The 23,088-nt window shown below is 58.5% G+C and carries 24 protein-coding genes; 14 read left to right on the forward strand and 10 right to left on the reverse strand.

The genetic code is table 11. The features are described from left to right. Nucleotides 1–113: 113 nt before the first annotated feature. Nucleotides 114–1,007, reverse strand: coding sequence for a putrescine utilization regulator PtrR (gene ptrR / locus ICA16_RS14655; protein ID WP_210700878.1), 894 nt, complete (start codon nt 1,005–1,007; stop codon nt 114–116). Between the two features lie 105 nt (nt 1,008–1,112). Between ptrR and ICA16_RS14660 the strand changes: the two genes are divergently transcribed. After that, the gene (locus ICA16_RS14660) at nt 1,113–2,294 is read left to right on the forward strand and encodes an MFS transporter (protein WP_210700879.1); all 1,182 of its coding nucleotides are present in this window, start codon (nt 1,113–1,115) and stop codon (nt 2,292–2,294) included. Here ICA16_RS14660 and ICA16_RS14665 read toward each other — a convergent pair. From ICA16_RS14665 to ICA16_RS14675, 3 genes are all read right to left on the reverse strand, one after another. After that, nucleotides 2,242–3,210: a DMT family transporter gene (locus ICA16_RS14665; RefSeq protein WP_215729181.1), complete on the reverse strand. Its 969-nt coding sequence runs from the start codon at nt 3,208–3,210 to the stop codon at nt 2,242–2,244. The genes ICA16_RS14660 and ICA16_RS14665 overlap by 53 nt on opposite strands. A gap of 258 nt (nt 3,211–3,468) precedes the next feature. Next, nucleotides 3,469–3,873, reverse strand: coding sequence for a DUF2177 family protein (locus ICA16_RS14670; protein WP_210700880.1), 405 nt, complete (start codon nt 3,871–3,873; stop codon nt 3,469–3,471). Between the two features lie 103 nt (nt 3,874–3,976). Next, the gene (locus tag ICA16_RS14675) at nt 3,977–4,813 is read right to left on the reverse strand and encodes a CvfB family protein (RefSeq protein ID WP_150602994.1); all 837 of its coding nucleotides are present in this window, start codon (nt 4,811–4,813) and stop codon (nt 3,977–3,979) included. Between the two features lie 340 nt (nt 4,814–5,153). Between ICA16_RS14675 and ICA16_RS14680 the strand changes: the two genes are divergently transcribed. The 3 genes from ICA16_RS14680 (at nt 5,154) to ICA16_RS14690 (ending at nt 7,221) form a co-directional block, all read left to right on the forward strand. Then, complete coding sequence (locus ICA16_RS14680) at nt 5,154–5,342, forward strand: hypothetical protein (RefSeq protein ID WP_181818528.1); 189 nt, start codon at nt 5,154–5,156, stop codon at nt 5,340–5,342. Between the two features lie 216 nt (nt 5,343–5,558). Next, nucleotides 5,559–6,275, forward strand: coding sequence for a TorF family putative porin (locus tag ICA16_RS14685; protein ID WP_210700881.1), 717 nt, complete (start codon nt 5,559–5,561; stop codon nt 6,273–6,275). 76 nt (nt 6,276–6,351) lie between these two features. Continuing rightward, nucleotides 6,352–7,221 carry a DUF6279 family lipoprotein gene (locus ICA16_RS14690; protein WP_210700882.1) on the forward strand — a complete coding sequence of 290 codons (870 nt, stop codon included), beginning with the start codon at nt 6,352–6,354 and terminating at the stop codon, nt 7,219–7,221. Between the two features lie 77 nt (nt 7,222–7,298). Here the strand turns inward: ICA16_RS14690 and ICA16_RS14695 are convergent, their stop codons facing one another. After that, nucleotides 7,299–7,691, reverse strand: coding sequence for a transcriptional regulator (locus tag ICA16_RS14695; RefSeq protein WP_150602997.1), 393 nt, complete (start codon nt 7,689–7,691; stop codon nt 7,299–7,301). A 175-nt stretch (nt 7,692–7,866) separates the two neighbouring features. On the opposite strand from ICA16_RS14695, the gene ICA16_RS14700 reads away from it, so the two are divergent. From ICA16_RS14700 to ICA16_RS14715, 4 genes are all read left to right on the forward strand, one after another. Next, a complete protein-coding gene (locus ICA16_RS14700) occupies nt 7,867–8,601 on the forward strand; it encodes a DUF899 domain-containing protein (protein WP_210700883.1) in 735 nt (244 codons plus the stop codon). Nucleotides 8,602–8,742: 141 nt separating this feature from the next. Then, nucleotides 8,743–9,018 carry a hypothetical protein gene (locus ICA16_RS14705; RefSeq protein ID WP_042558132.1) on the forward strand — a complete coding sequence of 92 codons (276 nt, stop codon included), beginning with the start codon at nt 8,743–8,745 and terminating at the stop codon, nt 9,016–9,018. A 266-nt stretch (nt 9,019–9,284) separates the two neighbouring features. Next, nucleotides 9,285–9,869 carry a papain-like cysteine protease family protein gene (locus ICA16_RS14710; protein WP_210700884.1) on the forward strand — a complete coding sequence of 195 codons (585 nt, stop codon included), beginning with the start codon at nt 9,285–9,287 and terminating at the stop codon, nt 9,867–9,869. A 12-nt stretch (nt 9,870–9,881) separates the two neighbouring features. After that, complete coding sequence (locus ICA16_RS14715) at nt 9,882–10,481, forward strand: hypothetical protein (RefSeq protein WP_210700885.1); 600 nt, start codon at nt 9,882–9,884, stop codon at nt 10,479–10,481. Nucleotides 10,482–10,541: 60 nt separating this feature from the next. Here ICA16_RS14715 and ICA16_RS14720 read toward each other — a convergent pair whose 3' ends face one another. Then, the gene (locus ICA16_RS14720) at nt 10,542–11,882 is read right to left on the reverse strand and encodes a DEAD/DEAH box helicase (RefSeq protein ID WP_150603001.1); all 1,341 of its coding nucleotides are present in this window, start codon (nt 11,880–11,882) and stop codon (nt 10,542–10,544) included. Between the two features lie 191 nt (nt 11,883–12,073). On the opposite strand from ICA16_RS14720, the gene ICA16_RS14725 reads away from it, so the two are divergent. Beyond that, the gene (locus ICA16_RS14725) at nt 12,074–13,372 is read left to right on the forward strand and encodes a mechanosensitive ion channel family protein (RefSeq protein WP_210553737.1); all 1,299 of its coding nucleotides are present in this window, start codon (nt 12,074–12,076) and stop codon (nt 13,370–13,372) included. Nucleotides 13,373–13,486: 114 nt separating this feature from the next. Here ICA16_RS14725 and ICA16_RS14730 read toward each other — a convergent pair whose 3' ends face one another. The 3 genes from ICA16_RS14730 to ICA16_RS14740 all read right to left on the reverse strand — a co-directional run bounded on the left by ICA16_RS14730 (nt 13,487) and on the right by ICA16_RS14740 (nt 15,814). Next, nucleotides 13,487–14,344, reverse strand: a complete 858-nt coding sequence (locus ICA16_RS14730; RefSeq protein WP_210700886.1) for a carboxylate/amino acid/amine transporter — start codon at nt 14,342–14,344, stop codon at nt 13,487–13,489. A 326-nt stretch (nt 14,345–14,670) separates the two neighbouring features. Beyond that, nucleotides 14,671–15,270, reverse strand: a complete 600-nt coding sequence (locus ICA16_RS14735) for an FMN-dependent NADH-azoreductase (protein ID WP_210553738.1) — start codon at nt 15,268–15,270, stop codon at nt 14,671–14,673. Between the two features lie 229 nt (nt 15,271–15,499). Then, nucleotides 15,500–15,814, reverse strand: coding sequence for a hypothetical protein (locus ICA16_RS14740; RefSeq protein ID WP_042558125.1), 315 nt, complete (start codon nt 15,812–15,814; stop codon nt 15,500–15,502). Between the two features lie 49 nt (nt 15,815–15,863). Between ICA16_RS14740 and ICA16_RS14745 the strand changes: the two genes are divergently transcribed. The 4 genes from ICA16_RS14745 (at nt 15,864) to ICA16_RS14760 (ending at nt 20,092) form a co-directional block, all read left to right on the forward strand. After that, the gene (locus ICA16_RS14745; protein ID WP_150594336.1) at nt 15,864–16,787 is read left to right on the forward strand and encodes a PA3225 family LysR-type transcriptional regulator; all 924 of its coding nucleotides are present in this window, start codon (nt 15,864–15,866) and stop codon (nt 16,785–16,787) included. 14 nt (nt 16,788–16,801) lie between these two features. After that, nucleotides 16,802–17,605 carry an alpha/beta fold hydrolase gene (locus ICA16_RS14750; RefSeq protein WP_210700887.1) on the forward strand — a complete coding sequence of 268 codons (804 nt, stop codon included), beginning with the start codon at nt 16,802–16,804 and terminating at the stop codon, nt 17,603–17,605. Between the two features lie 3 nt (nt 17,606–17,608). Further along, nucleotides 17,609–18,172 carry a peptidylprolyl isomerase gene (locus tag ICA16_RS14755; RefSeq protein ID WP_042558122.1) on the forward strand — a complete coding sequence of 188 codons (564 nt, stop codon included), beginning with the start codon at nt 17,609–17,611 and terminating at the stop codon, nt 18,170–18,172. An 87-nt stretch (nt 18,173–18,259) separates the two neighbouring features. Continuing rightward, entirely contained in the window at nt 18,260–20,092 is a 1,833-nt protein-coding gene (locus ICA16_RS14760) for an ABC transporter ATP-binding protein (RefSeq protein WP_150603006.1), read from the forward strand. A 117-nt stretch (nt 20,093–20,209) separates the two neighbouring features. On the opposite strand, the gene ICA16_RS14765 is transcribed toward ICA16_RS14760, so the two are convergent. Then, entirely contained in the window at nt 20,210–21,334 is a 1,125-nt protein-coding gene (locus ICA16_RS14765) for a GNAT family N-acetyltransferase (RefSeq protein WP_210701086.1), read from the reverse strand. Nucleotides 21,335–21,615: 281 nt separating this feature from the next. Here ICA16_RS14765 and ICA16_RS14770 point away from each other — a divergent pair, with 281 nt between their 5' ends. After that, complete coding sequence (locus ICA16_RS14770) at nt 21,616–22,938, forward strand: putative porin (protein WP_150603008.1); 1,323 nt, start codon at nt 21,616–21,618, stop codon at nt 22,936–22,938. Nucleotides 22,939–23,088 lie beyond the last annotated feature (150 nt).

Below are 23,088 nucleotides of genomic sequence, written 5' to 3' on the forward strand. Positions count from 1 at the left end.
CGGCCGGAATTCTGAGGCCGCTTCGCACTGATAATAGTCCGAAGTCCTACGCAATGCTCGGCCAAATCCGCAATGATCTGTTACTGAATTGAACAGAGTGCGCTGCCATTGGTTCAAGCCATTTCCAGTGATTCAACCAAAGGTGCGGGATAGACGGCTTGCTGCACCTCAATCCACGCATTGAGATTGGCGCCGACCATGCCCCGGCGCCACATGAGCCACGTTGTCGCACCCGCGAACGGTTCGGCCAACGGGTGCACCGCTACGCTCTCGCGCCCCGGCAGGCTGGCCAGCATCGACTCCGACATCAGCGCCACCCCGCTGCCGGCAATCACGCAGGCGAGCATGCCTTGATAGGACTCGATCTCCATGGCCCGGCCCATTGCCGCGTGGGCATGGGCAAACCATGCCTCCAGACGCATGCGATAGGAACAGCCACGACGAAAGGTGAACACCGACCGCCCTTCGACATCACTGGCGGTGTGCACGGGCGGATGATCAATCTCGGTGATCAGCACCAGCCTTTCCTCGCAGAGCGCCACGCCGTCGAGCCCGGCCAGTTGCAGGGGCCCGTCTACCAACGCCGCGTCGAGGCGTCCGGTGAGCAAACCTTCCAGCAACTCACCGCTCGGCGCCGACTGTACTTGCAGGTTCACCGCCGGATATTGCTTGTGATAGCGCGCCAGCAATGCCGGCAGATGGATAGCGGCGGTGCTGTACATCGTGCCCAGCACAAAATCCCCCGCCGGTTGCCCGCCCATTACCGCCGCGCTGGCCTGATCTCGCAGGGCGAACAGTTTGCCGGTGTAGTCCAGCAAGACTTTTCCCGCAGGCGAGAGCTGCAAACGCTGACGCTCACGGACGAACAATTCCACGCCCATTTGCTCTTCAAGCTGCTTGAGCCGTGTCGACAGGTTCGACGGCACTCGGTGCAAGCGTTCGGCGGCGCGGGTGATCGAACCTTCCTCGGCGACCGCCTGAAAAATCCGCAGTTGGCTGAACTCCACAACCTTTCTCCAGAACAGAACAAGTTACTCACTATTATTCAATTTTAAAGAAAGTCAATCAGTCCTAGCCTGACGGTCATTGATCTTGCCAACGGAATCCAGACCATGTCGCCGCTGATTCGCTTATCCGCCTGCTTCGTCGCCCTGATGATGGCCATGGGCATCGGGCGCTTCGCCCTCACCCCGCAAATGCCGCACCTGCTCAGCGAGGGGCAGTTTGACCTGACTGCCGCCGGTCTGATTGCCGCGGCCAATTACCTCGGTTACCTGCTCGGTGCGGTGGATGCGATGTTTGCCCATCGTCCGCAACAGGTTCAGCGGCGTCTGCACGGCGGCTTGTGGCTGTGTGTGCTGCTGACGCTGGCGTCGTTCTGGGCGAATGGCTTCTGGGCACATCTGCTGCTGCGCTTCGGAACCGGTGTGGCGAGTGCCTGGGTGCTGGTGATGATTACTGCGCTCAGTCAGCCACTGGCGGTGGCAGCGGGTCGCCCACGACTGGGTGCGCTGGTATTTGCCGGGCCGGGGTTGGGGATTTTTCTGACAGGGTTGCTGGCGCTGATCTCACATCTGTTGAACCAGACGTCCGCGACGTTGTGGCTGATCTATGCCGCGGCCGCGTTGGTGATGATGTTGGGGGTCTGGCGACTCCTGCCACAACAGGTCGCCGCGAAGGCAACTGATGCAGCGGCCGTCAGCCCGGCGAGTCGTGGCATTGGCCGTCTGGCGTTGATTTACGCGCTGTACGGCGTCGGTTACATCATTCCGGCCACGTTCCTGTCGCAAATGGCCAACGCGCAGTTTCACGGGCGATGGCAGGCCGATCTGTTCTGGCCGTGCTTCGGCCTTGGCGCCGCCATCGGCGTCTTGCTGGTGAGCCTGCGTCGTCACGATCCGCACACCACGCGTCACTGGTTGATGGCGACGTTATGGCTGCAAGCCGCCGGGGTGTTCGCCTGCTTGCTGGGCAGCGGCTGGGGATTGGCGCTGGGCGTCATCTTCTGCGGGACGCCATTCCTGGCCTGCATGCAACTGGTCATGCAACGCTCGCGGGAACTGGCGCCGCACGCCACCCAGCGTAATGCCGGCATGCTCACCGCTTGCTTCGCCGTTGGTCAGCTCAGCGGCCCGTTACTGGCCGCGCTGAGCAGCCATTTCAGCGGTGGCTTGCAACCGGCGTTGGTGATAGCCGGCAGTGGTTTGCTGATTGCTGGCGGTCTGGCGATGCAATCGACGGTTACTGGCCCAGCGCTTTGCGCAAACGCCGACGCAGCCACTGCTCGGCGCTGACAAACGTGATGCCGAGCAACACCAGTACAGCGCCGATGACGAAGTTCAGGCTCAGTTGTTCACCGAGCAGCAACACGCCGAAGGTGACGCCGAACAGTGGCGTCATGAACGAGAACACCGCCAGGTTGGCCGCCAGATAACGCCGCAACAACCAGAACCACACCAGGTAACTGAAGAACGACACCACCAGCCCTTGAAACAGCACGCTGGCCACCGCCACAGCGGTCAGGTTGACATGGCCGATCTGGCCGCTGAAAAGCGCAATCAACAGCAGGCCGACGAAGCCGACGATCAACTGATAGAACAGGGTCAACGTCACCGGGGCTTCCGACAGGCGCGATGCGCGCACCACCACCGTGGTCGCGCCCCAGCAGGCGCCGGCCAATACACCAAAGGCATCGCCCAATAACATGCGCCGATCAAGGTTGTCCCACGACACACCACCAGCAAACGCAATCGCGATACCGATGAAGGCGAGCAAAATCCCCAGCCACTGCAACGGTCGCAAACGCTCACTGGCCAACAGAAAATGCACGCCCAGCGCGGTAAAAATCGGTGCGGTGTAGAGGAACACCGACATGTGCGCTGCCGTGGTCAGTTGCAAGCCTTCGGAGATAAAGAAGAACTCCAGCCCGAACAACGCACCGGCCAGCAAGCCGCCGCGCCAGGTGCTGCCTACCTGATCCCAACCGCCCTTCCAGCAGATCAGCAATCCGACCAGCAGCGCAGAAATCCCCGAGCGCCCCGCCGCTTGCATCACCGGCGCAATGTCAGGTGCAGCCCACTTGATCATCACCTGCTGCACACCCCAGATCAGGCACAGACCGATCATCACCTGCAAAGCAAAACGGTCGGCATTGCGCCGCTCGACAATCACCGCAACACCTCGAACACACACAACATGGCAGCCATCCATTGGTCAAAACAAAACCCCGGATCAATGTCCGGGGCGAAGGGTCGTGGCGTCGATTATTAACCAGTGCGACAGAAAAAGCCGTCTGGAAAAGACATTTAATTTGTCTGCTGCGTCAGTGGTGAATGGCTGTCGGCTGCGCCGCCAATCGCTGGCAAGCCAGCTCTCACAAGTTCGTGGCGCCTACCCCTGTCTCGTGCTCGACACAAAACCCTGTGGGAGCTGGCTTGCCAGCGATGAGGCCAGCTCAATCAACGCTGTTCAGGAGTATGACTTCACCAGCCGTTTCGCCACTAGAAAACCAACAGTACAAGCCACAGCGGTGGCAAACGTCCCCCACGCCCAATCAAGCAACGACACCTGCACCGACCATCCGCGCAACGTCGCCCAATTGGTCAGGTCATACGTGCCATACGCTACCAGCCCCAACAGTGCGCCCATCTTCGCTGCCCTCTGCCAGTTCAGCGCAGGCAACACCACGAACACCACGCAACCGAAAACATACAGGCAATAAAAAACCGCTGCGGGAACCAGCAGCGGTTTTTCAAGCATCAACGGTCCGAGCAGTTCGCGATAGGTCGGCGCCATCAACAGGCCGAGCCATATCCCGTCGAGCAACAGAAATGTCACCAGCGTTGCAACATAAGCAATCAGCGCTTTCTTCATCACACCATCCTCAATGTAGGAGTTGCCGCAGGCTGCGATCTTCTGCCGTTGAAGATCAACAGATCGCAGCCTTCGGCATCTCCTGCATGGGGCCGGCGTTGGCTCAGCTTAGTTCAATACGATCCGCATGAATGACGATCTTGCCTTCCTTGTACAGCGAACCGATGGCCTTCTTGAAGTTGCCCTTGCTGACACCGAACAGGCTGCTGATCAATGCCGGATCGCTCTTGTCGCTGACCGGCAGGGTGCCGTCATTTTCGCGCAACTTGGCCAGAATCTTCGAGTTCAGGCTGCTCGCCGCTTCCTGGCCAACCGGTTGCAGGCTCAGGCTGATCTTCCCGTCGGCGCGCACTTCCTTGATGAAGCCTTTTTCGCTCATGCCGGCGCGCATGAACTTGAAGATTTCGTTCTTGTGAATCAAACCCCAGTGTTTGTTGTTGATGATTGCCTTGAAGCCCATATCGGTAGCTTCGGCAACCAGCAGATCAACTTCCTGACCCGGGCTGTAGCTGGCCGGGGTTTTGTCGAGGTAGCGATCCAGTCGCGCAGTGGCAGTGATACGACGGGTGTGCTTGTCGAGGTAGACATGCACCACGCAATATTCGCCGGCAGTCATCTGACGCTTCTCTTCGGAATACGGCAGCAACAGATCCTTCGGCAAGCCCCAGTCGAGGAACACACCGATGCTGTTGACTTCAACAACTTTCAAACTGGCGAATTCACCGACCTGAACTTTCGGTTTTTCAGTGGTAGCGAGAAGTTTGTCTTCGCTATCCAGATAAACAAATACGTTGAGCCAGTCTTCATCTTCGCTGGGAATATCTTTAGGGATATAACGGTTGGGCAAAAGAATTTCGCCGTCGGCACCGCCGTCCAGATATAAACCGAAGTTAGTGTGTTTAACCACTTGCAAACTGTTGTAGCGCCCGACTAAAGCCATTTCCAAAACCCTCATTGCGTGGGCGGCATTCTACCCGGTTTTACCGGGAACGTTCGCCGGCAAAACGGCGAGGCCGGGAAAATCTGCGCAACGCCTTGATTCTCCTTGGTCGGGCACGCGCGCGGTGCCACTCGTCAGACTGATTCGGTGCCCAGCGAAAGGCCGCCACAGTGCCGCAATGCATAGATGTTTTTAACTAAAACAGCAGGTTAGCGAATTATTTCGAATATTTAACCGAGAATAATCCACCCTGGCGGTTGGTTATTCCGGGGGATATTTACCGAGCTATTGTCAAGCAATTACTGTACGATACCTGGCCGAGTTACTCTTCTACAGGTTAATGGCCGCCATGCGTGTAAAAGCATCCACCAGCAAAGCAAAGCCAGCCCCAGCCGTTGAAACAAGCGAATCGATCAACGATCAGATCGCTTTGTTCCTCAAGTCCGGCGGCGAGATCCAGCAAATTGCCAAAGGCGTCAGCGGCCAGACGTTCGGTCCGTCCAAGCAGATCAGCCTGGGCAAGAAGTAATCCCCGGTAATACACCCGTCCCTAGGCGCTTTGAGCTTCGAAGCGTCTGGACTGGCACCGCGCAATCCCCCCTTCGCTTTAAACAAAAACCCATCTAATTTTTGACAATCGACGAACGGCCATCAATGCCGATCATTCGTCGGTATCCTTGCACACGTCTAGATCAAGCGTTTCAGCAGGTCCGCAGCCCTGCGCTCGCTGTTCATGGAGTGACGCATGCGTAAAAATTCCCGTTTATTGCTTGTAGCCCTGCTGGCTTGCCCGCCTGTGCACGCGCAGATTTTCCAGCGCGAGCTCGGCGACTTCGACCTCAAGCTGGGCACCACTCCCTCTCGCAGCATGGCGCAAGGACTAGTCAAACCGGCGTCCACTGGCTCGTTTCATGGCGGACTCGACCTTAGTCACGACAGTGGCATCTATATCGGCCAATACGCACCGAGCATGGGCATCACGCCGGGCAAGAACCTCGAAATCGATTCCTACGTCGGCTTTAAACAACCTTTCGACGAAACCCTCGGCTACGAAGTGGGGATGATCCACTACAGCTATCCCAAAGTGGACACCCTCGACAGCCAGGAATTATTCGGCGGCCTGACCCTGCTCGGCAGCCGATTCGGCATTGCCTTGAGCAACGACCCGGATAAACAGAACAACACGCTGTTCGCCGACCTCAGCGGTAATCAGCCGTTCGGCATTGGTGTCAGCATGAAATACACCACCCACCAGTTGAATTCGCCGGTCGCGGTAGACGGTGGTTACGTCAGCAGTTTTACTGACTGGTCGGTGAAATTGTCCCGGCCCTTCATGGGCGTCGACCTCGACCTGATCTACAGCAACTCCAGCCTCAGCGGCAGCGATTGCTCGGCCTATTCCGGGCACAACAGCGAGTGCGATGGCCTCGTCACACTCAAGGCTGCACGCGCGTTCTATTGATTGGCTGAACTGCCGGGTTCATTCTGCGTTCACATGAGAATCAGACCCTACGGCTAGCCATCGCAAGGATTCGCCCATGTCTCGCTGGTTCAAACACATCGCTGCCCTGCTGATTTGCACCCTCGCCCTTGGCGCCTGCAGCCGCGTCGGCCTGGCGTATCGCAATCTCGACGTGATCATCCCGTGGACGCTCGGCGACTACCTGGACATGAACGGCGAGCAAAAGGGCTGGTTCAACGAGCGCCTCCAGGAACACCTGAGCTGGCACTGCACCACGCAATTGCCGGGCTATCTCGACTGGCTGGATCGTTTGCAAACGATGGTCGAAACCAATCAGGTCACTGACGAAGCGCTTCAGGCGCGCACCGTGGAAGCAAAGAAAGCCATTGCCGAAACTGCGCGGGAGATCACCCCGTCAGCCATCGAACTTCTGCAAGGCCTGGACGATAAGCAGGTAGAGGAGATGAACGACGCGTTTGCCAAGGATCTGCGCAAACGCCAGCAGGATTACGTCAAACCGCCACTGGCCGAGCAGATCAAGGAACGTGGCGAGCGCATGGAGAAACGCCTGAACGACTGGCTCGGCCCGCTAAGCCCGACACAAAGACAGAGAGTGGCGACTTGGTCCAACGACCTGGGCGATCAGAACACCCAATGGATTGCCAATCGTGAGCACTGGCAGAAGCAGTTCAGCGCGGCGGTTGCACAGCGCAAAAGTCCCGAGTTCCCACAACGCATCGAGACTCTTTTGATCAATCGCGAGAGTTTATGGACGGCGGATTACCGCAAGGCCTACGCCAACACTGAGGCACAAGGACGGGCGCTGGCGGTCGACCTGATGGCTGAGAGTACGCCGCAGCAGCGGGAGCGATTGCTGAAGAAGATCGAGGGAGTGCGTAAAGACTTCAATGATCTGAAGTGTTTGAAGGCTGCAAAACAGGGGTGAAGATCAAAAGATCGCAGCCTTCGGCAGCTCCTACATGGTTTTGTGTAGGAGCTGCCGGAGGCTGCGATCTTTTGCTTTTAGGCTATCTGCGCTTTGGACGCCACTTCATCAAATGTCACTTCATCCAGCGCATCTTCCTGATCGTCCAGTACTTCGCGCGGATGATCATTGCCCGGAATGCTGCTGTCGATCAGGCTCAACAGGCTCGCCCCACGCGGGGTCAGCTTGAAATTGTTACCTGTGCTGCCCTCATCATCGGAACGCGGCTCGATGTATCCACGATCAAGCAACAAACCTTCATACTCGCAAGCCAGCGTTTTCAAGTGATCCAGATTCTCGATCGGCTCGCCTGCACTGGCCTTCGCCGCCGCGTAATCCTCGGCGTATTTTCGAGGGGCGAAGCTTTCGCCAGCACTGTTCTGCACTTCATGCAGCAATCGCTCAATCAAATCCCAGTTATAAGTCGTCATCCTGATTCAACCTCCGGTGCGCGTGATTTTGGGCGCGTTCATAGGTTGTGACCCAGGCGCGCTGCAGCCGTTCAGCCTCATTTTGCGCGGCGACCGACCGGCGGTCTGTCGAATTCCCGGCGGGTTAAACGACTAGTCTGAAACAGACGGTTTCAACCCCGCAGGAGAAATCATCATGAACGTTGAGAATCATCCGGTGGTATCGCGCGAAGAATGGCTTGCCGCTCGTAAGCAGCACCTGGCTCATGAAAAAGCGTTCACCAAGGAACGCGACCGCCTCAGCGCTGAACGCCGAGCATTGCCTTGGATGAAAATCGACAAGGACTACCACTTCCAGGGCCCCAACGGCGAACTGAAACTCGCCGACCTGTTCGGCAAAAACAGCCAATTAGTGGTGTACCACTTCATGTTCGCCAAAGACTGGGAGGAAGGTTGTCAGGGTTGCTCGTTTTTGAGCGACCACATCGATGGCGCCAATCAGCATCTGGCCCATCACGACCTCGCCGTGGTGGCTGTTTCCCATGCACCGTTCAACGAATTTCAGGACTTTAAACGGCGGATGGGCTGGAAGTTCGACTGGGTGTCGTCAGAAGGTTGCGACTTCAACTATGACTTCGGCGTTTGCGCGCGCGCTGAAGATGTTGCGGCTGGCAAGGCTACTTACAACTACGAAAAAACCGACAGTGTCGAAGAGGAAATGCCGGGGCTGAGTGTGTTTTATCGTAATGATAAAGGTGAGATTTTCCACACGTACTCAACGTATGCCCGAGGACTGGATATGTTGGTCGGCGCCTACAACTACCTCGACCTTACGCCCAAGGGCAGGAATGAGGACGAGATCATGGAATGGGTGCGGCATCATGATCGCTATGAAGGTGGAAACCGATCCAGTTGCTGCCACGCAAGTTAGTCTTTGATGCCGTGTCATCGCCATTGAGAAGCCTCGCTCCCATAAAGTCTGCGGAGGATTGATGGGAGCGAGACTGAACTTTTAACCGGCCAAAGCCCTCAACCGTTTAACCCGCCTTAACCGGAACTGAGGCCTGCTCCCATGAAAACCCTGATCAAGCTCACACTCGCTGCCACTCTCGCCTGCGCCCTGCCCGTCTGGGCCTGCACGCCGGAAGAAGCCACCGCTAAACGCGAACAACTGGCCAAGGAAGTCACCCGGCTCACCGAACAGAATCCAGCCAAGGCCAAGGAGATCAACGCGGAATTGCAGAAGATGGACCTGGGCACGGCCAGTGCGGATTTGCCGGACAAGTGCCAGTTGATTGATCAGCGCTTGAAAGAGCTGAATTCGGCTGAGAAGAAAGCGGACAGCTAAAAGTCAAAAGATCGCAGCCTTCGGCAGCTCCTACATGGGATTGATGGTTCACCTGTAGGAGCTGCCGAAGGCTGCGATCTTTTGAGCTTAAAAATGCATTAATGCATTTATTTTATTGCACAAATGCATATTCAGGCTAAGGTTACCTCGAGCAAGGAGATCGGAACGCGCCATCCAACATGGCAACCCTTACACACCGATCGCTCAGCAACACCGCAACACACTCACAAGCTGGACGCTTGTTTTCACTCATGGAGGATTGAAAAATGTTAACCAATGAAGCAACCCGTTTTACCGGCGAGACCCTGCCAAGGTGTCTTATCGGCCATCTGGTCGACCCGCAATTGGTCGAAGTCGAAGCAGCGGAGCAGAACCGCGCACTCGCCCCTGGCAGCCTCAACTTCACGATGCAAAAGCAAACCCAGACCAACTGGTGCTGGGCGGCCGTTTCCGCTTCAGTCGGCAACTACTACGGCACCGGGTCGTGGACCCAGTGCGGAGTGGCCAGTTCGGAGCTGAACCGCAACTGCTGCAATCAGCCGGGGCCGTGCAACGTCTATGGCTACTTGGACACCGCCCTGCGCACCACGCGCAGTTATAACGGCATGAATCAGGGTTCGCTGCAGATGTCGGCCATTCAGAACCAGATCAACATGGGCCGCCCGGTCGGCCTGCGCTGTGCCTGGTACGGCGGCGGCGCGCACTTCCTGACGATCTATGGCACCAACGGCAACTACGTCCTGGTCGCGGACTCGATCTACGGCTATTCGACCCGCGCGCTAAACGCACTTCCCGGTTCTTACAACGGCGGCGGCAACTGGACCAATACTTACTTCACCGTAAAAAACTAAGAGGGCGAGATCATGCAACTGACTTATCCAAAGGCGCCTTCCAACGGCGTACAGACCTTGCGTCCGGCGCTGCAAACGGCCCTGCAAACCCAGGGCTTTGGCGCCAACCGCAAATTCGCCAACGCCTCACCTGCGAAGATCAGCCTCAGCGAAGCCTGGCGCGGTTACTCGCTGAGTCTGGAGGATTTGAGCAACGGCAAAGGTCTGCAAGACGCGCGGATGGGCGACTGGCATTATCTGGTGTTCGCCGACGGCGTGACGATTGCCGATGCGCAACTGGCTGAAGTACGCGGCCACGTCGAGTTCGCCTCGTTGAACCACGGGACGCTCGCCGCCGCTGCCGTCGGCGCGTTGAAACTGGCGGAGCAGTCGCCGCAATTGCAGGGCAAAACCGTGGAACCGCGACTGTTGTTTGTCTCGGCACTGCACGTTGTGGCGATCTGGCTGCACGCGGACGGTGAAGATCTGCTGATTCCGATCGAGCCGTCGCCCAAGGAACTGGCGACAACCCGGTTGTACAGCGAGGCAGCGCTGCTCGCGTTGCTGAAACCGGCCGCTGACAAGGCAAAGCAACGCTTTGATGCCGACACCAGCGGTCTGCTCGGGAGCTGACAAATCCCGGCCATAAAAAAACCCGGACACTGTCCGGGTTTTTTATGCGCCTGAAACGACTTACTCAGCCGCTGGCTCTGCTGGCTTGCGGCGCTTGAGCGGGGCCATGCCGTCGCTGCTCACCAGAGAGTCTGGCTTGGGACGGTTGACGCTCTTGCGCTTGGTCGGCGTCTTGGCGGCAGTTTTCTTCTTGTCGCCCTTGCCGTCGGTTTTTTTCTTCTTCACGCCAACGGCTTTGCCCGAGGCCTTGACCTTTTTCGGTCCGCCGTAGGTGCCTTTGACTTCCTTGATGGTGCGGCGCTCGAAGCTCTGCTTCAGATAGCGCTCGATGCTCGACATCAGGTTCCAGTCGCCGTGGCAGATCAGCGAGATCGCCAGACCGTCGTTACCGGCACGGCCAGTACGACCGATACGGTGCACGTATTCGTCGCCGCTGCGTGGCATGTCGAAGTTGATCACCATGTCCAGACCATCAACGTCCAGACCACGGGCCGCAACGTCGGTCGCCACCAGAATCTTCACGCCGCCCTGCTTCAGACGGTCGATCGCCAGTTTGCGATCCTTCTGGTCTTTCTCGCCGTGCAGCACGAACGCCTTGTATTCCTGAGCCACGAGACGGCCGTAGATGCGGTCGGCCATGGCGCGGGTGTTGGTGAAGACGATGGCTTTCTGGTAGGTCTCGTTGGCCAGCAGCCAGTTCACAATCTGTTCTTTGTGCTGGTTGTGGTCAGCGGTGATCACCTGCTGACGGGTGGTCGAATTCAGCTGGCTGACCGCGTTGAGCTGCAAGTGCTCAGGGTTGTTCAGCACCTTGGCGATCATCTCGCGCAGGCCCGAACCACCGGTGGTGGCGGAGAACAGCATGGTCTGCTGACGGTTCGGGCATTCATCGACCAGACGTTGCACGTCTTCGGAGAAACCCATGTCGAGCATGCGGTCGGCTTCGTCGAGCACCAGTACTTCGACTTCTTTCAAGTCGAGGTTGCCGGCGTTCAGTTGCTCGATCATCCGGCCCGGGGTGCCGATGAGGATGTCCGGCACCTTGCGCAGCATGGCGGCCTGGACCTTGAAGTCTTCACCGCCGGTGATCAGGCCGGACTTGATGAAAGTGAACTGCGCAAAGCGTTCAACTTCCTTCAAGGTCTGCTGGGCCAGCTCGCGGGTCGGCAGCAGGATCAGGGTCTTGATGCTGACGCGCACCTTGGCCGGGCCGATCAGGCGATTGAGGATCGGCAGGACAAAAGCGGCGGTCTTGCCGCTACCGGTTTGTGCAGTCACCCGCAAATCACGCCCTTGGAGCGCCAGCGGAATGGCCGCGGCTTGCACAGGCGTTGGCTCGACAAATTTCAGCTCGGCCACAGCTTTTAGCAGGCGTTCGTGCAGGGCGAATTGGGAAAACACGGGTGCTACCTCGAAGATATGCAAAAAAACAGCTGCATAGGTTACCGGTTTCGAGCGCTCAGGCCGAGTTTCTTTATACAAACGGCGTGAATCAGTGGCTTTTTTGTTGCTCGATTTGTCTCTTACGGTAATACACAGCGGCTTAAATGCTCTAATCGCCCATCGCGCCTTACAGAAGAATCGTTTCTCTCATGGATTTCAAACAGCTCTGGCTCAACGCCCAGGACCTCTGGGGCACCCTCGAACAGCATCCACTTTTGCAGGCCGGTCTGGCCTTGACGGTTTTACTGGTGATTGCGCTGGTGCTCGGACGAGTGGCGCGTTATCTGATCCTGCACGCCAGCCGCATGCTCGGTCGCCAACCCGCCCTGCACTGGATCAACGACTTTCGCCACAACAAGGTGTTTCAGCGACTGGCGCAGATGACGCCATCGCTGGTGATCCAGTTCGGCCTGCATCTGGTGCCCGAGCTGAGCAAAACCGCGATGACCTTTCTCGGCAACGTCGCGTTGTCGTTCACCATCCTCTTCCTGCTGCTGTCGATCAGCGCCCTGCTCAATGCCTTGCTCGACATCTACGCACGCACCGAACATGCCCGCACGCGCTCGATCAAAGGCTACGTGCAACTGGCGAAAATGGTCTTGTACGTGTTTGGTGCGATCATCATCGTTGCCACGCTGATCGATCGTTCGCCACTGTTGCTGCTCTCGGGTCTGGGTGCGATGTCGGCGGTGATCCTGTTGGTCTACAAGGACACGCTGCTGTCGTTTGTCGCCAGCGTGCAGCTGACCAGCAACGACATGCTGCGGGTCGGCGACTGGATCGAGATGCCGCAAGTCGGCGCCGACGGTGACGTGGTCGACATCACCCTGCACACGGTCAAGGTGCAAAACTTCGACAAGACCATCGTCTCGATCCCGACCTGGCGTCTGATGTCCGAGTCGTTCAAGAACTGGCGCGGCATGCAGCAATCCGGTGGCCGGCGGATCAAGCGCAGCCTGTTCATCGACGCCAGCGGCGTGCGCTTCATTCGCGATGACGAGGAAGCGAAGCTATCCCAGGTGCATCTGCTGACCGACTACATGGGCCGCAAGAAAGCCGAGCTCAAGGCGTGGAACGAGGCGCAGGGCAATGTCGCGGCCATGTCGGCCAACCGCCGGCGCATGACCAACATCGGTACCTTTCGCGCTTATGCGCTGGCTTATCTGAAGAGCCACCCGGAAATTCAGCCGAACATGACCTGCATGGTTCGCCAGATGCAGACCACGGCGCAGGGCATTCCGTTGGAAATCTACTGCTTCACCCGCACCACGGTGTGGGCGGACTACGAGCGGATTCAGGGGGATATTTTTGATTATCTGCTGGCAGTGCTGCCGGAGTTTGGGTTGAGTCTGTATCAGCAGCCGAGTGGCGGGGATTTGCGCTCGGGGTTGTTGCCGGCGGTGTTGGGCGCGAGCCACATCCCCGAGCCTGAAAAACACGTCATGTAACCCCCGATCCCGTGTAGGAGCTGCCGAAGGCTGCGATCTTTTGATTGTGCTTTAAGAGCAAGATCAAAAGATCGTCCGATCGCGGCCCGAGCCTTCGGCAGCTCCTACAAGGGGTTATGCGGTGCGTCTGATACCCAGTCGGCTGATCCATACAGCGGCAAGGATGACACTCCCGCCAAGGAACAACCTTCCCAGTTCCTCATCCTGATTCCAGATCAGCAGATTCAGCAGCAAGCCCACCGGCACATGCAGGTTGTTCATCACCGCCAATGTGCCGCCATTGACCATGCACGCGCCCTTGTTCCACCAGTACAGCCCCAGCGCGGTCGAGACCAGACCGAGGAACACCAGCACACCCCATTGCAGCGGCGCCTCCGGCAGGAAGTTCGATTTGCCGAACAATAGAAACGCCGGCAACACCACCGCCAGCGCGCCGAGGTAGAAGAAGCCGAAGCGCCGGTAATGCGGCAAATCGCTCGGGTGTTTGGCCACCAGATGCTTGTACAACACTTGCCCGGCGGCATAGGTGAAGTTGGCCAGTTGCAGCAGCAGGAAGCCCATGAAGAAGTCCGGGTTGATGCTGTCGAAGCGAATCACCGCTGCCCCGCCCACCGCCACCAGTGCCGCGATCAGCGCCCACGGGTTGAAGCGTCGGTTCAGCGCGTCTTCGATCAGGGTCACGTGCAGCGGCGTGAGGATGGTGAACAGCAGCACTTCCGGCACCGTCAGCACACGGAAACTCAGATACAGACAGACGTAGGTCACGCCGAACTGTAACGCGCCGATCAGCAGCATGCCGCGCATGAACGCCGGCTCCACCGAACGCCAGCGAGTCAGCGGGATAAACACCAGCCCGGCCAGCACCACACGCACCAGCACCGCGAAGTAGCTGTCGACATGCCCGGCCAGGTATTCGCCGATCAGACTGAAGGAAAACGCCTGGATCAGCGTGACAAAAAGTAGATAGCCCATGGTCGCCCCTGTTTTGAATGGCGGCGACGATAGCGGGTTTTACTTTCTGGAACCAACACAAATCCCCTGTAGGAGCTGCCGCAGGCTGCGATCTTTTGATTGTAAAAAAACAAGATCAAAAGATCGCAGCCTGCGGCAGCTCCTACAGAGGGGGCTGTGTCCGTCTTCAAATCCCGGGCAAAAAAAAGCCCGATCTCGCTAATGCGTGCAATCGGGCTACAGCACTCAGGAGCAACAAGTGCAAAGGGAGGTTCGATGCGCGTAAAGCCTTGAAGGGGTTGCGCCAGAGCACTAGAACATCCAGTGATTATCTGGCGATTAACATATCAAGCGACCTGAGAAAGCCTGGCGTTGGCCTGGTTCAGGCCCTTCTCCTGGAAGTCGCCGCCCAGGTTCATGCCTTCAGCGTGGATGAAGGTCACGTCGTGGATACCGATGAAACCCATTACCTGACGCAGGTAAGGTTCCTGGTGGTCGGCCGGGCCGCCAGCGTAGATGCCGCCGCGAGCAGTCAGGACGTAGGCACGCTTGCCGCTGAGCAAGCCTTGCGGGCCGGTTTCGGTGTACTTGAACGTCACGCCGGCACGCAGCACATGGTCGAGCCAGGCCTTGAGGGTGCTGGGGATCGCGAAGTTGTACATCGGCGCAGCCATCACCAGCACATCAGCGGCGAGCAGCTCGTCGGTTAATTCATTGGAGCGATCCAGCGACGCTTGTTCGCTGTCATTGCGCTGCTCGGCGGGCTTCATCCAGCCGCCCAGCAGGTTGATATCGAGGTGCGGAACCGGGTTTACGGCGACGTCACGGACGGTGATCTGATCGTCTGGGTGCGCCGCTTTCCACTGACTGATAAAGGTCTGGGTCAGTTGACGGGAAACCGAGTCTTGCTGGCGGGCGCTGCTTTCGATGATCAGAACGCGGGACATGTTGTGTAGCCTCCATCCGAGAATGTTGTAGGTCGATGGAGTGAAGGTTAAGCAGTATCGTATCGATGAAAAAGCGCAAATAATTGCTGCAAAGCATCGAATAATTCGTTTATAAGCTGACGCATGCCTTTGTAGGAGTGAGCCTGCTCGCGATGGTGGTGTGCGGACAGCATCCATTTTTATGGAACACCGCAATCGCGACCAGGCTCACTCCTACAGGGGAAAATTTTTACTTCGGCGTGCAGGTCAGCTTGATGCGCAGCTTGATGATCTCGCGGGTGAACTTGGCCGTGGCGTTCTTGTGTTTGCCGGCGGGTACATCGATGGTACGGGTGCGTGGCGCTTCCGGACCGTTATTGAACACCGCTTTGCAGGTCGCATCGACATCGCCGTAGTTGGCCACCCGAATCGAGCCGATGTCGTTATCGGTGTCGAAGGTCTCGTAGTCGATCTTCATGTCGTTGAGGTCTTTCTGCACGTCGATCGGATACGCAAACGCCGTCAGCGGCAGCAGCGCCAGCAGCACACAACAGAATTTTTTCATTCGGCAGTCTCCATGAGGGACAGCCAGCTTAGGACAAGAGGAGCTATTGATGAAAGCGCCCCGCGTGACCCTTGATCAATGGCGAACATTGCAGGCCGTGGTCGACCACGGCGGATTCGCCCAGGCCGCCGAGGCCCTGCACCGTTCGCAATCGTCGGTGAGCTACACCGTCGCCCGCATGCAGGACCAACTCGGTGTGCCGTTGCTGCGCATCGACGGGCGTAAAGCAGTGCTCACCGAGGCCGGCGGCGTCCTGCTGCGCCGCTCGCGACAACTGGTGAAACAGGCCAGCCAACTGGAAGACCTCGCCCACCATATGGAGCAAGGTTGGGAAGCCGAAGTACGTTTGGTCGTCGATGCGGCTTACCCCAGCGCTCGCCTCGTCCGCGCACTGACCGCGTTCATGCCGCAAAGCCGTGGCTGCCGGGTACGCCTGCGCGAAGAAGTGCTGTCGGGCGTGGAGGAAGTCTTGCTTGAAGGTGTGGCTGACCTGGCCATCACCGGGTTCAGCATTCCCGGTTACCTCGGCGCAGAATTGAGCGATGTCGAGTTCGTTGCCGTCGCCCATCCGGAACATCCTTTGCATCGTTTGAACCGCGAACTGAGCTTCCAGGACCTGGAAACCCAGATGCAAGTGGTCATCCGCGACTCCGGCCGCCAACAACCACGGGATGTCGGCTGGCTCGGCGCGGAACAGCGCTGGACCGTCGGCAGTCTCGCCACCGCCGCGACCTTCGTCAGCAGCGGTCTGGGATTTGCCTGGTTGCCACGGCACATGATCGAACGGGAATTGAAAGAAGGCTCGCTCAAGCTGCTACCGTTGGATCAGGGTGGCAGTCGCAACCCGAGTTTCTATCTGTACTCGAACAAGGACAAACCGCTGGGCCCGGCGACGCAAATCCTCATCGAACTGCTGCGCACCTTCGACACGTTGCCGCTGGATGCACCGTTCGCCGCCCCTGAACAAGCCTGACACGGAGTTCACCGATGGCGTATTTCGAACACGACGGTTGCAACCTGCACTACGAGGAATATGGCCACGGCGCGCCGTTGCTGCTGGTCCACGGGCTCGGTTCAAGCACGCTGGACTGGGAAATGCAGATTCCCGCACTGGCCGCGCACTACCGGGTGATCGTCCCGGACATCCGCGGCCACGGGCGCTCGGACAAACCCCGCGAGCGCTACAGCATCGCCGGATTCAGCGCCGACCTGGTCGCACTGATCGAGCACTTGAACCTCGGCCCGGTGCACTACATTGGCCTGTCCATGGGCGGCATGATCGGTTTCCAGCTGGGTGTCGATCAGCCGCAACTGCTCAAGAGCCTGACCATCGTCAACAGCGCGCCCGAGGTCAAACTGCGTTCGCGCGACGACTACTGGCAGTGGTTCAAACGCTGGAGCCTGATGCGCGTGCTCAGCCTGGCAACCATCGGCAAGGCATTGGGCAGCAAACTTTTCCCCAAGCCGGAACAGGCCGATCTGCGGCAGAAAATGGCCGAACGCTGGGCAAAAAACGACAAACGTGCTTATCTCGCCAGCTTCGATGCAATTGTTGGCTGGGGCGTTCAGGAACGACTTTCCCGGGTGACCTGTCCAACGCTCATCGTCAGCGCCGACCGTGACTACACACCCGTTACGCTGAAAGAAACCTATGTAAAACTGCTGCCCGATGCGCGGCTGGTGGTGATCGCCGATTCGCGCCACGCCACCCCGCTCGATCAACCCGAACGCTTCAATCAAACGCTGCTGGAGTTTCTCGCCGCAGCCGATATTCATCCTCAGGATCACTGACCCATGCTGAAAAAAATCGCCCTCGCCGCCGGTACCGTGCTGTTTGCCGCCAACCTGATGGCTGCCACCCCGGCCAAAGCGCCGCACGTGCTGCTGGACACCACCAACGGCCAGATCGAAATCGAACTGGACCCGGTCAAGGCGCCGATCAGTACCAAGAATTTCCTTGAGTACGTCGACAGCGGCTTCTACACCAACACGATTTTTCACCGTGTGATCCCGGGCTTCATGGCTCAGGGCGGCGGTTTCACCCAGCAAATGCAGCAGAAAGACACCAAGGCACCAATCAAGAACGAAGCCAGCAACGGCCTGCACAACGTTCGTGGCACCTTGTCGATGGCGCGCACCTCCAACCCGGATTCGGCCACCAGCCAGTTCTTCATCAACGTGGCTGACAACGCTTTCCTCGACCCGGGCCGTGATGCCGGTTACGCGGTATTCGCCAAAGTGGTCAAGGGCATGGACGTGGTCGACATCATCGTCAATTCGCAAACCACCACCAAAGGCGGCATGCAGAACGTGCCTGTCGACCCTGTGATCATCAAGTCGGCCAAGCGCATCGACTAAGTTTCGCGGGGCATTTCGAGCGGCGGCGGCCTCGGGCCACGCCGCTCACACTGATAAAAGGAGAGCCCGTATCCGGGCGGTTATCTGATGCTCTATCGCCGTTTCGAACAACTGATCGACATATTCCGCGACGCCCCGACGGCGGCCCCTCCAGATCGTGTCTGGCCCTTCTATACCTACTACCTGAAGCAGGTCTGGCCGAGTTTCGCGGCCCTGCTGGTCGTTGGCCTGTTCGCCGCGCTGATCGAAGTGGCGCTGTTCAGTTACCTGAGCCGCATCATCGACCTTGCCCAGGGCACACCCAACCCGAATTTCTTCAGCGACCACGCCCTCGAACTGACGTGGATGGTGGTGGTTGCGCTGGTCCTGCGGCCGATTTTCTTTGGTCTGCACGACCTGCTGGTGCACCAGACCCTGAGCCCCGGCATGACCAGCATGATCCGCTGGCAGAATCACAGTTATGTGCTCAAGCAGAGCCTCAACTTCTTTCAGAACGACTTCGCCGGGCGCATCGCCCAGCGCATCATGCAGACCGGCAACTCGCTGCGTGATTCAGCGGTGCAAGCCGTCGATGCGTTGTGGCATGTGGTGATCTATGCGATCAGCGCGCTGGTGCTGTTCGCCGAGGCCGACTGGCGCCTGATGATCCCGCTGCTGGTGTGGATCGTCGGCTACATCGGCGCGCTCTACTACTTCGTGCCCCGGGTGAAAGAGCGCTCGGTGGAAGCCTCCGACGCGCGCTCGAAACTGATGGGACGGATCGTTGACGGCTACACCAACATCGCCACACTGAAGCTGTTTGCCCACACCAACTTCGAACAGCATTACGCCAAGGAAGCCATCGAAGAACAAACCGTCAAGGCGCAAATGGCCGGCCGCGTAGTCACCAGCATGGACGTGGCGATTACCACCATGAACGGCTTGCTGATCGTCGGCACCACCGCTCTGGCGCTGTGGTTGTGGACGCAATCGTTGATCACCGTCGGTGCCATTGCCCTGGCGACGGGTCTGGTCATCCGCATCGTCAACATGTCCGGCTGGATCATGTGGGTGGTCACTGGCATCTTCGAAAACATCGGTATGGTCCAGGACGGTTTGCGCACCATCTCGCAACCGGTCAGCGTGACCGATCAGGAGCAGGCCAAACCGCTGGCGGTGGCCAATGGCGAAGTGCGTTTCGAGCATGTGGATTTTCACTACGGCAAGAAGCGCGGGATCATCGGCGACCTCAACCTGACCATCAAACCGGGTGAAAAAATCGGCCTGATCGGCCCGTCCGGCGCCGGCAAATCGACCTTGGTCAACCTGCTGCTGCGCCTGTACGACGTCGAGGGTGGGCGCATCCTGATCGACGGGCAGAACATCGCCGAAGTCGGCCAGGAAAGTCTGCGCGCACGTATCGGCATGATTACCCAGGACACCTCGCTGCTGCACCGTTCGATCCGCGACAACTTGTTGTACGGCAAACCTGATGCAACCGACGCCGACCTCTGGGATGCGGTGCACAAGGCCCGCGCCGACGAGTTCATTCCTTTGTTGTCCGACGCAGAAGGCCGTACCGGGTTTGACGCCCATGTCGGCGAGCGCGGCGTGAAGCTGTCGGGTGGCCAGCGTCAGCGCATCGCGATTGCCCGAGTGCTGCTCAAGGACGCGCCGATCCTGATCATGGACGAAGCGACCTCGGCGCTGGACTCGGAAGTTGAAGCGGCGATTCAGGAAAGCCTGGAAACGCTGATGCAGGGCAAAACCGTGATCGCGATTGCCCATCGCCTCTCGACCATCGCCCGGATGGATCGCTTGGTGGTGCTGGAAAACGGCAAGATCGCCGAGAGCGGCACCCATGCTGAACTGCTGGCTCACCGTGGGTTGTATGCGCGGTTGTGGGCGCATCAGACTGGAGGGTTTGTCGGAATCGATTGATATACCCGATCACCACAAAACCTGTAGGAGTGAGCCTGCTCGCGATAGCGGTCTGTCAGCCCCATCAATGTTGACCGACACCCCGCTATCGCGGGCAGGCTCACGCCTACAAGGGATTCAGGTTTGGCGGTAGGGCAAAGCGGCTCGCGCTTCTTCGGCATAGGCCAGAATGCCGGCGCGTTCCTGCTGCAGGAAATCTTTGACCGCCGCCTTAAGTCCCGGATGGCGCAGGTAATGCCATGAATGCGTGATCACCGGTTCGAAGCCACGAATCAGTTTGTGCTCGCCCTGAGCACCGGCATCGAAACGCTGATAACCCTGGGCAATCGCGTAGTCCATGCCCTGATAAAAACAGGTCTCGAAGTGCAGCCGATCAAACTCGGCCAGACAGCCCCAATAACGTCCGTAAAAACTGTCGCCCCCCACCAGACTGAACGCCATGGCCACCGGCCGTGAGCCCTGTTTGGCCAGCACCACGCGAATCGCTTCGGGCATGCGCTCGGCCAACAGACTGAAAAACTCCCGGGTCAGATACGGCGTCTGCCGGCGCACGGCGTAGGTATTGGCGTAGCAGGCGTAGACGAAATCCCACTGCGCCTCATCCAGCTCTCGTCCTTCCAGCCATTCAAACTCGAAGCCCTGCCCGGCCACTTGCTCGCGTTCCTTGCGCATCTGTTTGCGCTTGCGCGAAGCGAGCACGTCGAGAAAGTCCTGAAAGTCGCGATAGCCGCGATTCTGCCAGTGATACTGACAGCCAATGCGCTGCAACCAGCCCGGCTGTTCGGCCATGGCAGCGTCGGTGAACGCATCGGTGAAATTGATGTGAGCGCTGGAAAGCTCTTCTATCTCCAGGTAACCGGGCAGGCTCTTGAGCAGCTCGAAACCGTCCTCGACTCTGGCGGCCAGCAGCCTCGGCCCACTGACCGGACTGAACGGCACCGCCGTCAACAGCTTGGGGTAGTAATCGATCCCGGCGCGAGCACAGGCATCGGCCCAGCCATGATCGAACACGTACTCACCGTAGGAGTGCCACTTGCGATAACTGGGCAGCGCCGCCACCAGCCGATCGTCTTCGATGTGCAGCAAATGCTCCGGCTGCCAACCGGAGTGGGGGCCGACGCTGCCGCTGTCTTCCAATGCACTGAGAAACGCATGGCGCAGAAACGGCTGATTGTCCGGCACCAGTGCGTCCCAGGCATGCGGGGCAATTTCTGACAGGTTTTGCAGGCATTGCAACGGCATCAACAAGCTCTCCACAACAGGACTCCAGCGCCCGGCGAGTATCGCCGATTGCGTTGCATTACACACTCGCAATCGGCCGACAGCGCTCTAGCTCAATAGTTCGCGACGAACGCACATCGTCATCAACCTGCCATCACTGTGCCACCGCTCTGTCATAAACCATCGCGATACTGGCGCCTGTTTTTAGAGCGCCGGGTTCTAACCCGGACACTGTTTTCCGACCTCGATTGTCGGTTGTGCCCAGGATGGTTAAGCCATCCCTCTCATCTTCGGAGATTGCTATGCGTCTTGCTTCCACGAAAACTGCGGCGGCCCTGTGCGGTGGCTTGTTGCTGGCCATGAGCGTTCCGGCCAGTGCTGCAGTCGACGCCAAACTGCTCGACATGCTCAAGGCTAACGGTTCGATTTCCCAGGCGCAGTACATTGAACTGCAAACTGAACTGGCCAAGGATCAGAAGGCTCAGCAAATCGCGCAGCAGGCGCAGCAAGAGACCAACGAACAAGTCGCGGCTGTCGCGAAGAAGACCAACGAACAAAGCGCTTTCGACCAGAAACTGGCCTGGGCAGCAAAAACTCAGTTCAAGGGTGACGTGCGTATCCGTCAGGAAACCATCAAAATCGATGGCGAACCGAACAACGGCGGTCGCGACAAGGATCGTCAGCGCATCCGTGCCCGTCTGGGTGCCTACACCGAGATCAATCCGCAAGTGGACACCGGCATCCGTATCGCCACCGGCGGCGGCGACGATGCGCGTTCGACCAACCAGGATCAGGACAACTACTTCGACAAGAAGCAGATCTGGCTGGATCTGGGCTACATCGATTACCACCCCGATCAAATCAAGAACCTGCACGTGATCGGCGGCAAGATGCTGCAACCGTGGGTGAGCATGGGCGACGTGATCTGGGATAGCGACATCAACCCTGAAGGTCTGGCCGTTACTTACAAATACCCATTGGGCAGCAGCGCCGAACTGTTCGGCAGCCTGGGTAACTACAACCTCAAGGACAACGTCGATGGCGACGGCGTGCAGTTCCGTCACGACTTGCGCCTGACCGCCGGCCAGTTGGGTAGCCGCTTCAATATCACCGACAACCTGAAGCTGACCTTGGGCGGCAGTGTCTACGCCTACCAGAACGACGACGATAGCCGTTGCACCGGCACCTCCACGCCTTGCGCCCTGGCGGTCAACGGCAACTCGGCAAACAACGAGTTCCGCCTGTACGAAGGTTTCAGCCAGGTCGACATCGGCGGTCTGCCAATGCCTCTGTCGTTCTACGGTCAGTACGTGAAGAACAACGACGCCGTGACCGATCAGGACACTGCCTGGCTGCTCGGCGCCAAGTCGAAGGTCTTTGGTTTCAACCTCGACTACAACTATCGTGACGTGCAGCGCAACGCCGTGGTCGGCGCCTTCACCGACTCCGACTTTGCCAACGGCACCACAGGTTCGCGTGGTCACAAGTTCAAGGTCGGTTACGACATCGACAAGAACTTCGCTGTCGGCGCGACGTACTTCCTGACCAAGGCAGACTTCGCCAGCCGTACCCAGCGTGATGCAGATGCCAACACCCTGCAGCTGGATGCGGAAGCCAAGTTCTAAACAGCAGCAGTCAATAGCCTGACGTGGGCGGGACGATCCCCATCATCCGTTCGTTTCACCCACGCGGGGCTATTTCAGAATGCGCAAAGCCCTCTGTAGGAGCTGCCGAAGGCTGCGATCTTTTGATCTTGATCTTTAAAAACAAGATCA

Origin of the sequence: Pseudomonas anatoliensis (assembly GCF_017976235.1) — a bacterium.
Classification (GTDB): Bacteria; Pseudomonadota; Gammaproteobacteria; order Pseudomonadales; family Pseudomonadaceae; genus Aquipseudomonas; species Aquipseudomonas anatoliensis.

Coding starts and splice junctions, on each gene's coding strand:
- ICA16_RS14660 (WP_210700879.1), top strand. CDS start 1,113: ATGTCGCCGCTGATTCGCTTATCCGCCTGCTTCGTCGCCCTGATGATG.
- ICA16_RS14665 (WP_215729181.1), bottom strand. CDS start 3,210: ATGGATGGCTGCCATGTTGTGTGTGTTCGAGGTGTTGCGGTGATTGTC.
- ICA16_RS14670 (WP_210700880.1), bottom strand. CDS start 3,873: ATGAAGAAAGCGCTGATTGCTTATGTTGCAACGCTGGTGACATTTCTG.
- ICA16_RS14675 (WP_150602994.1), bottom strand. CDS start 4,813: ATGGCTTTAGTCGGGCGCTACAACAGTTTGCAAGTGGTTAAACACACT.
- ICA16_RS14680 (WP_181818528.1), top strand. CDS start 5,154: ATGGCCGCCATGCGTGTAAAAGCATCCACCAGCAAAGCAAAGCCAGCC.
- ICA16_RS14685 (WP_210700881.1), top strand. CDS start 5,559: ATGCGTAAAAATTCCCGTTTATTGCTTGTAGCCCTGCTGGCTTGCCCG.
- ICA16_RS14690 (WP_210700882.1), top strand. CDS start 6,352: ATGTCTCGCTGGTTCAAACACATCGCTGCCCTGCTGATTTGCACCCTC.
- ICA16_RS14695 (WP_150602997.1), bottom strand. CDS start 7,691: ATGACGACTTATAACTGGGATTTGATTGAGCGATTGCTGCATGAAGTG.
- ICA16_RS14700 (WP_210700883.1), top strand. CDS start 7,867: ATGAACGTTGAGAATCATCCGGTGGTATCGCGCGAAGAATGGCTTGCC.
- ICA16_RS14705 (WP_042558132.1), top strand. CDS start 8,743: ATGAAAACCCTGATCAAGCTCACACTCGCTGCCACTCTCGCCTGCGCC.
- ICA16_RS14710 (WP_210700884.1), top strand. CDS start 9,285: ATGTTAACCAATGAAGCAACCCGTTTTACCGGCGAGACCCTGCCAAGG.
- ICA16_RS14715 (WP_210700885.1), top strand. CDS start 9,882: ATGCAACTGACTTATCCAAAGGCGCCTTCCAACGGCGTACAGACCTTG.
- ICA16_RS14725 (WP_210553737.1), top strand. CDS start 12,074: ATGGATTTCAAACAGCTCTGGCTCAACGCCCAGGACCTCTGGGGCACC.
- ICA16_RS14730 (WP_210700886.1), bottom strand. CDS start 14,344: ATGGGCTATCTACTTTTTGTCACGCTGATCCAGGCGTTTTCCTTCAGT.
- ICA16_RS14735 (WP_210553738.1), bottom strand. CDS start 15,270: ATGTCCCGCGTTCTGATCATCGAAAGCAGCGCCCGCCAGCAAGACTCG.
- ICA16_RS14740 (WP_042558125.1), bottom strand. CDS start 15,814: ATGAAAAAATTCTGTTGTGTGCTGCTGGCGCTGCTGCCGCTGACGGCG.
- ICA16_RS14745 (WP_150594336.1), top strand. CDS start 15,864: ATGAAAGCGCCCCGCGTGACCCTTGATCAATGGCGAACATTGCAGGCC.
- ICA16_RS14750 (WP_210700887.1), top strand. CDS start 16,802: ATGGCGTATTTCGAACACGACGGTTGCAACCTGCACTACGAGGAATAT.
- ICA16_RS14755 (WP_042558122.1), top strand. CDS start 17,609: ATGCTGAAAAAAATCGCCCTCGCCGCCGGTACCGTGCTGTTTGCCGCC.
- ICA16_RS14760 (WP_150603006.1), top strand. CDS start 18,260: ATGCTCTATCGCCGTTTCGAACAACTGATCGACATATTCCGCGACGCC.
- ICA16_RS14765 (WP_210701086.1), bottom strand. CDS start 21,334: ATGCCGTTGCAATGCCTGCAAAACCTGTCAGAAATTGCCCCGCATGCC.
- ICA16_RS14770 (WP_150603008.1), top strand. CDS start 21,616: ATGCGTCTTGCTTCCACGAAAACTGCGGCGGCCCTGTGCGGTGGCTTG.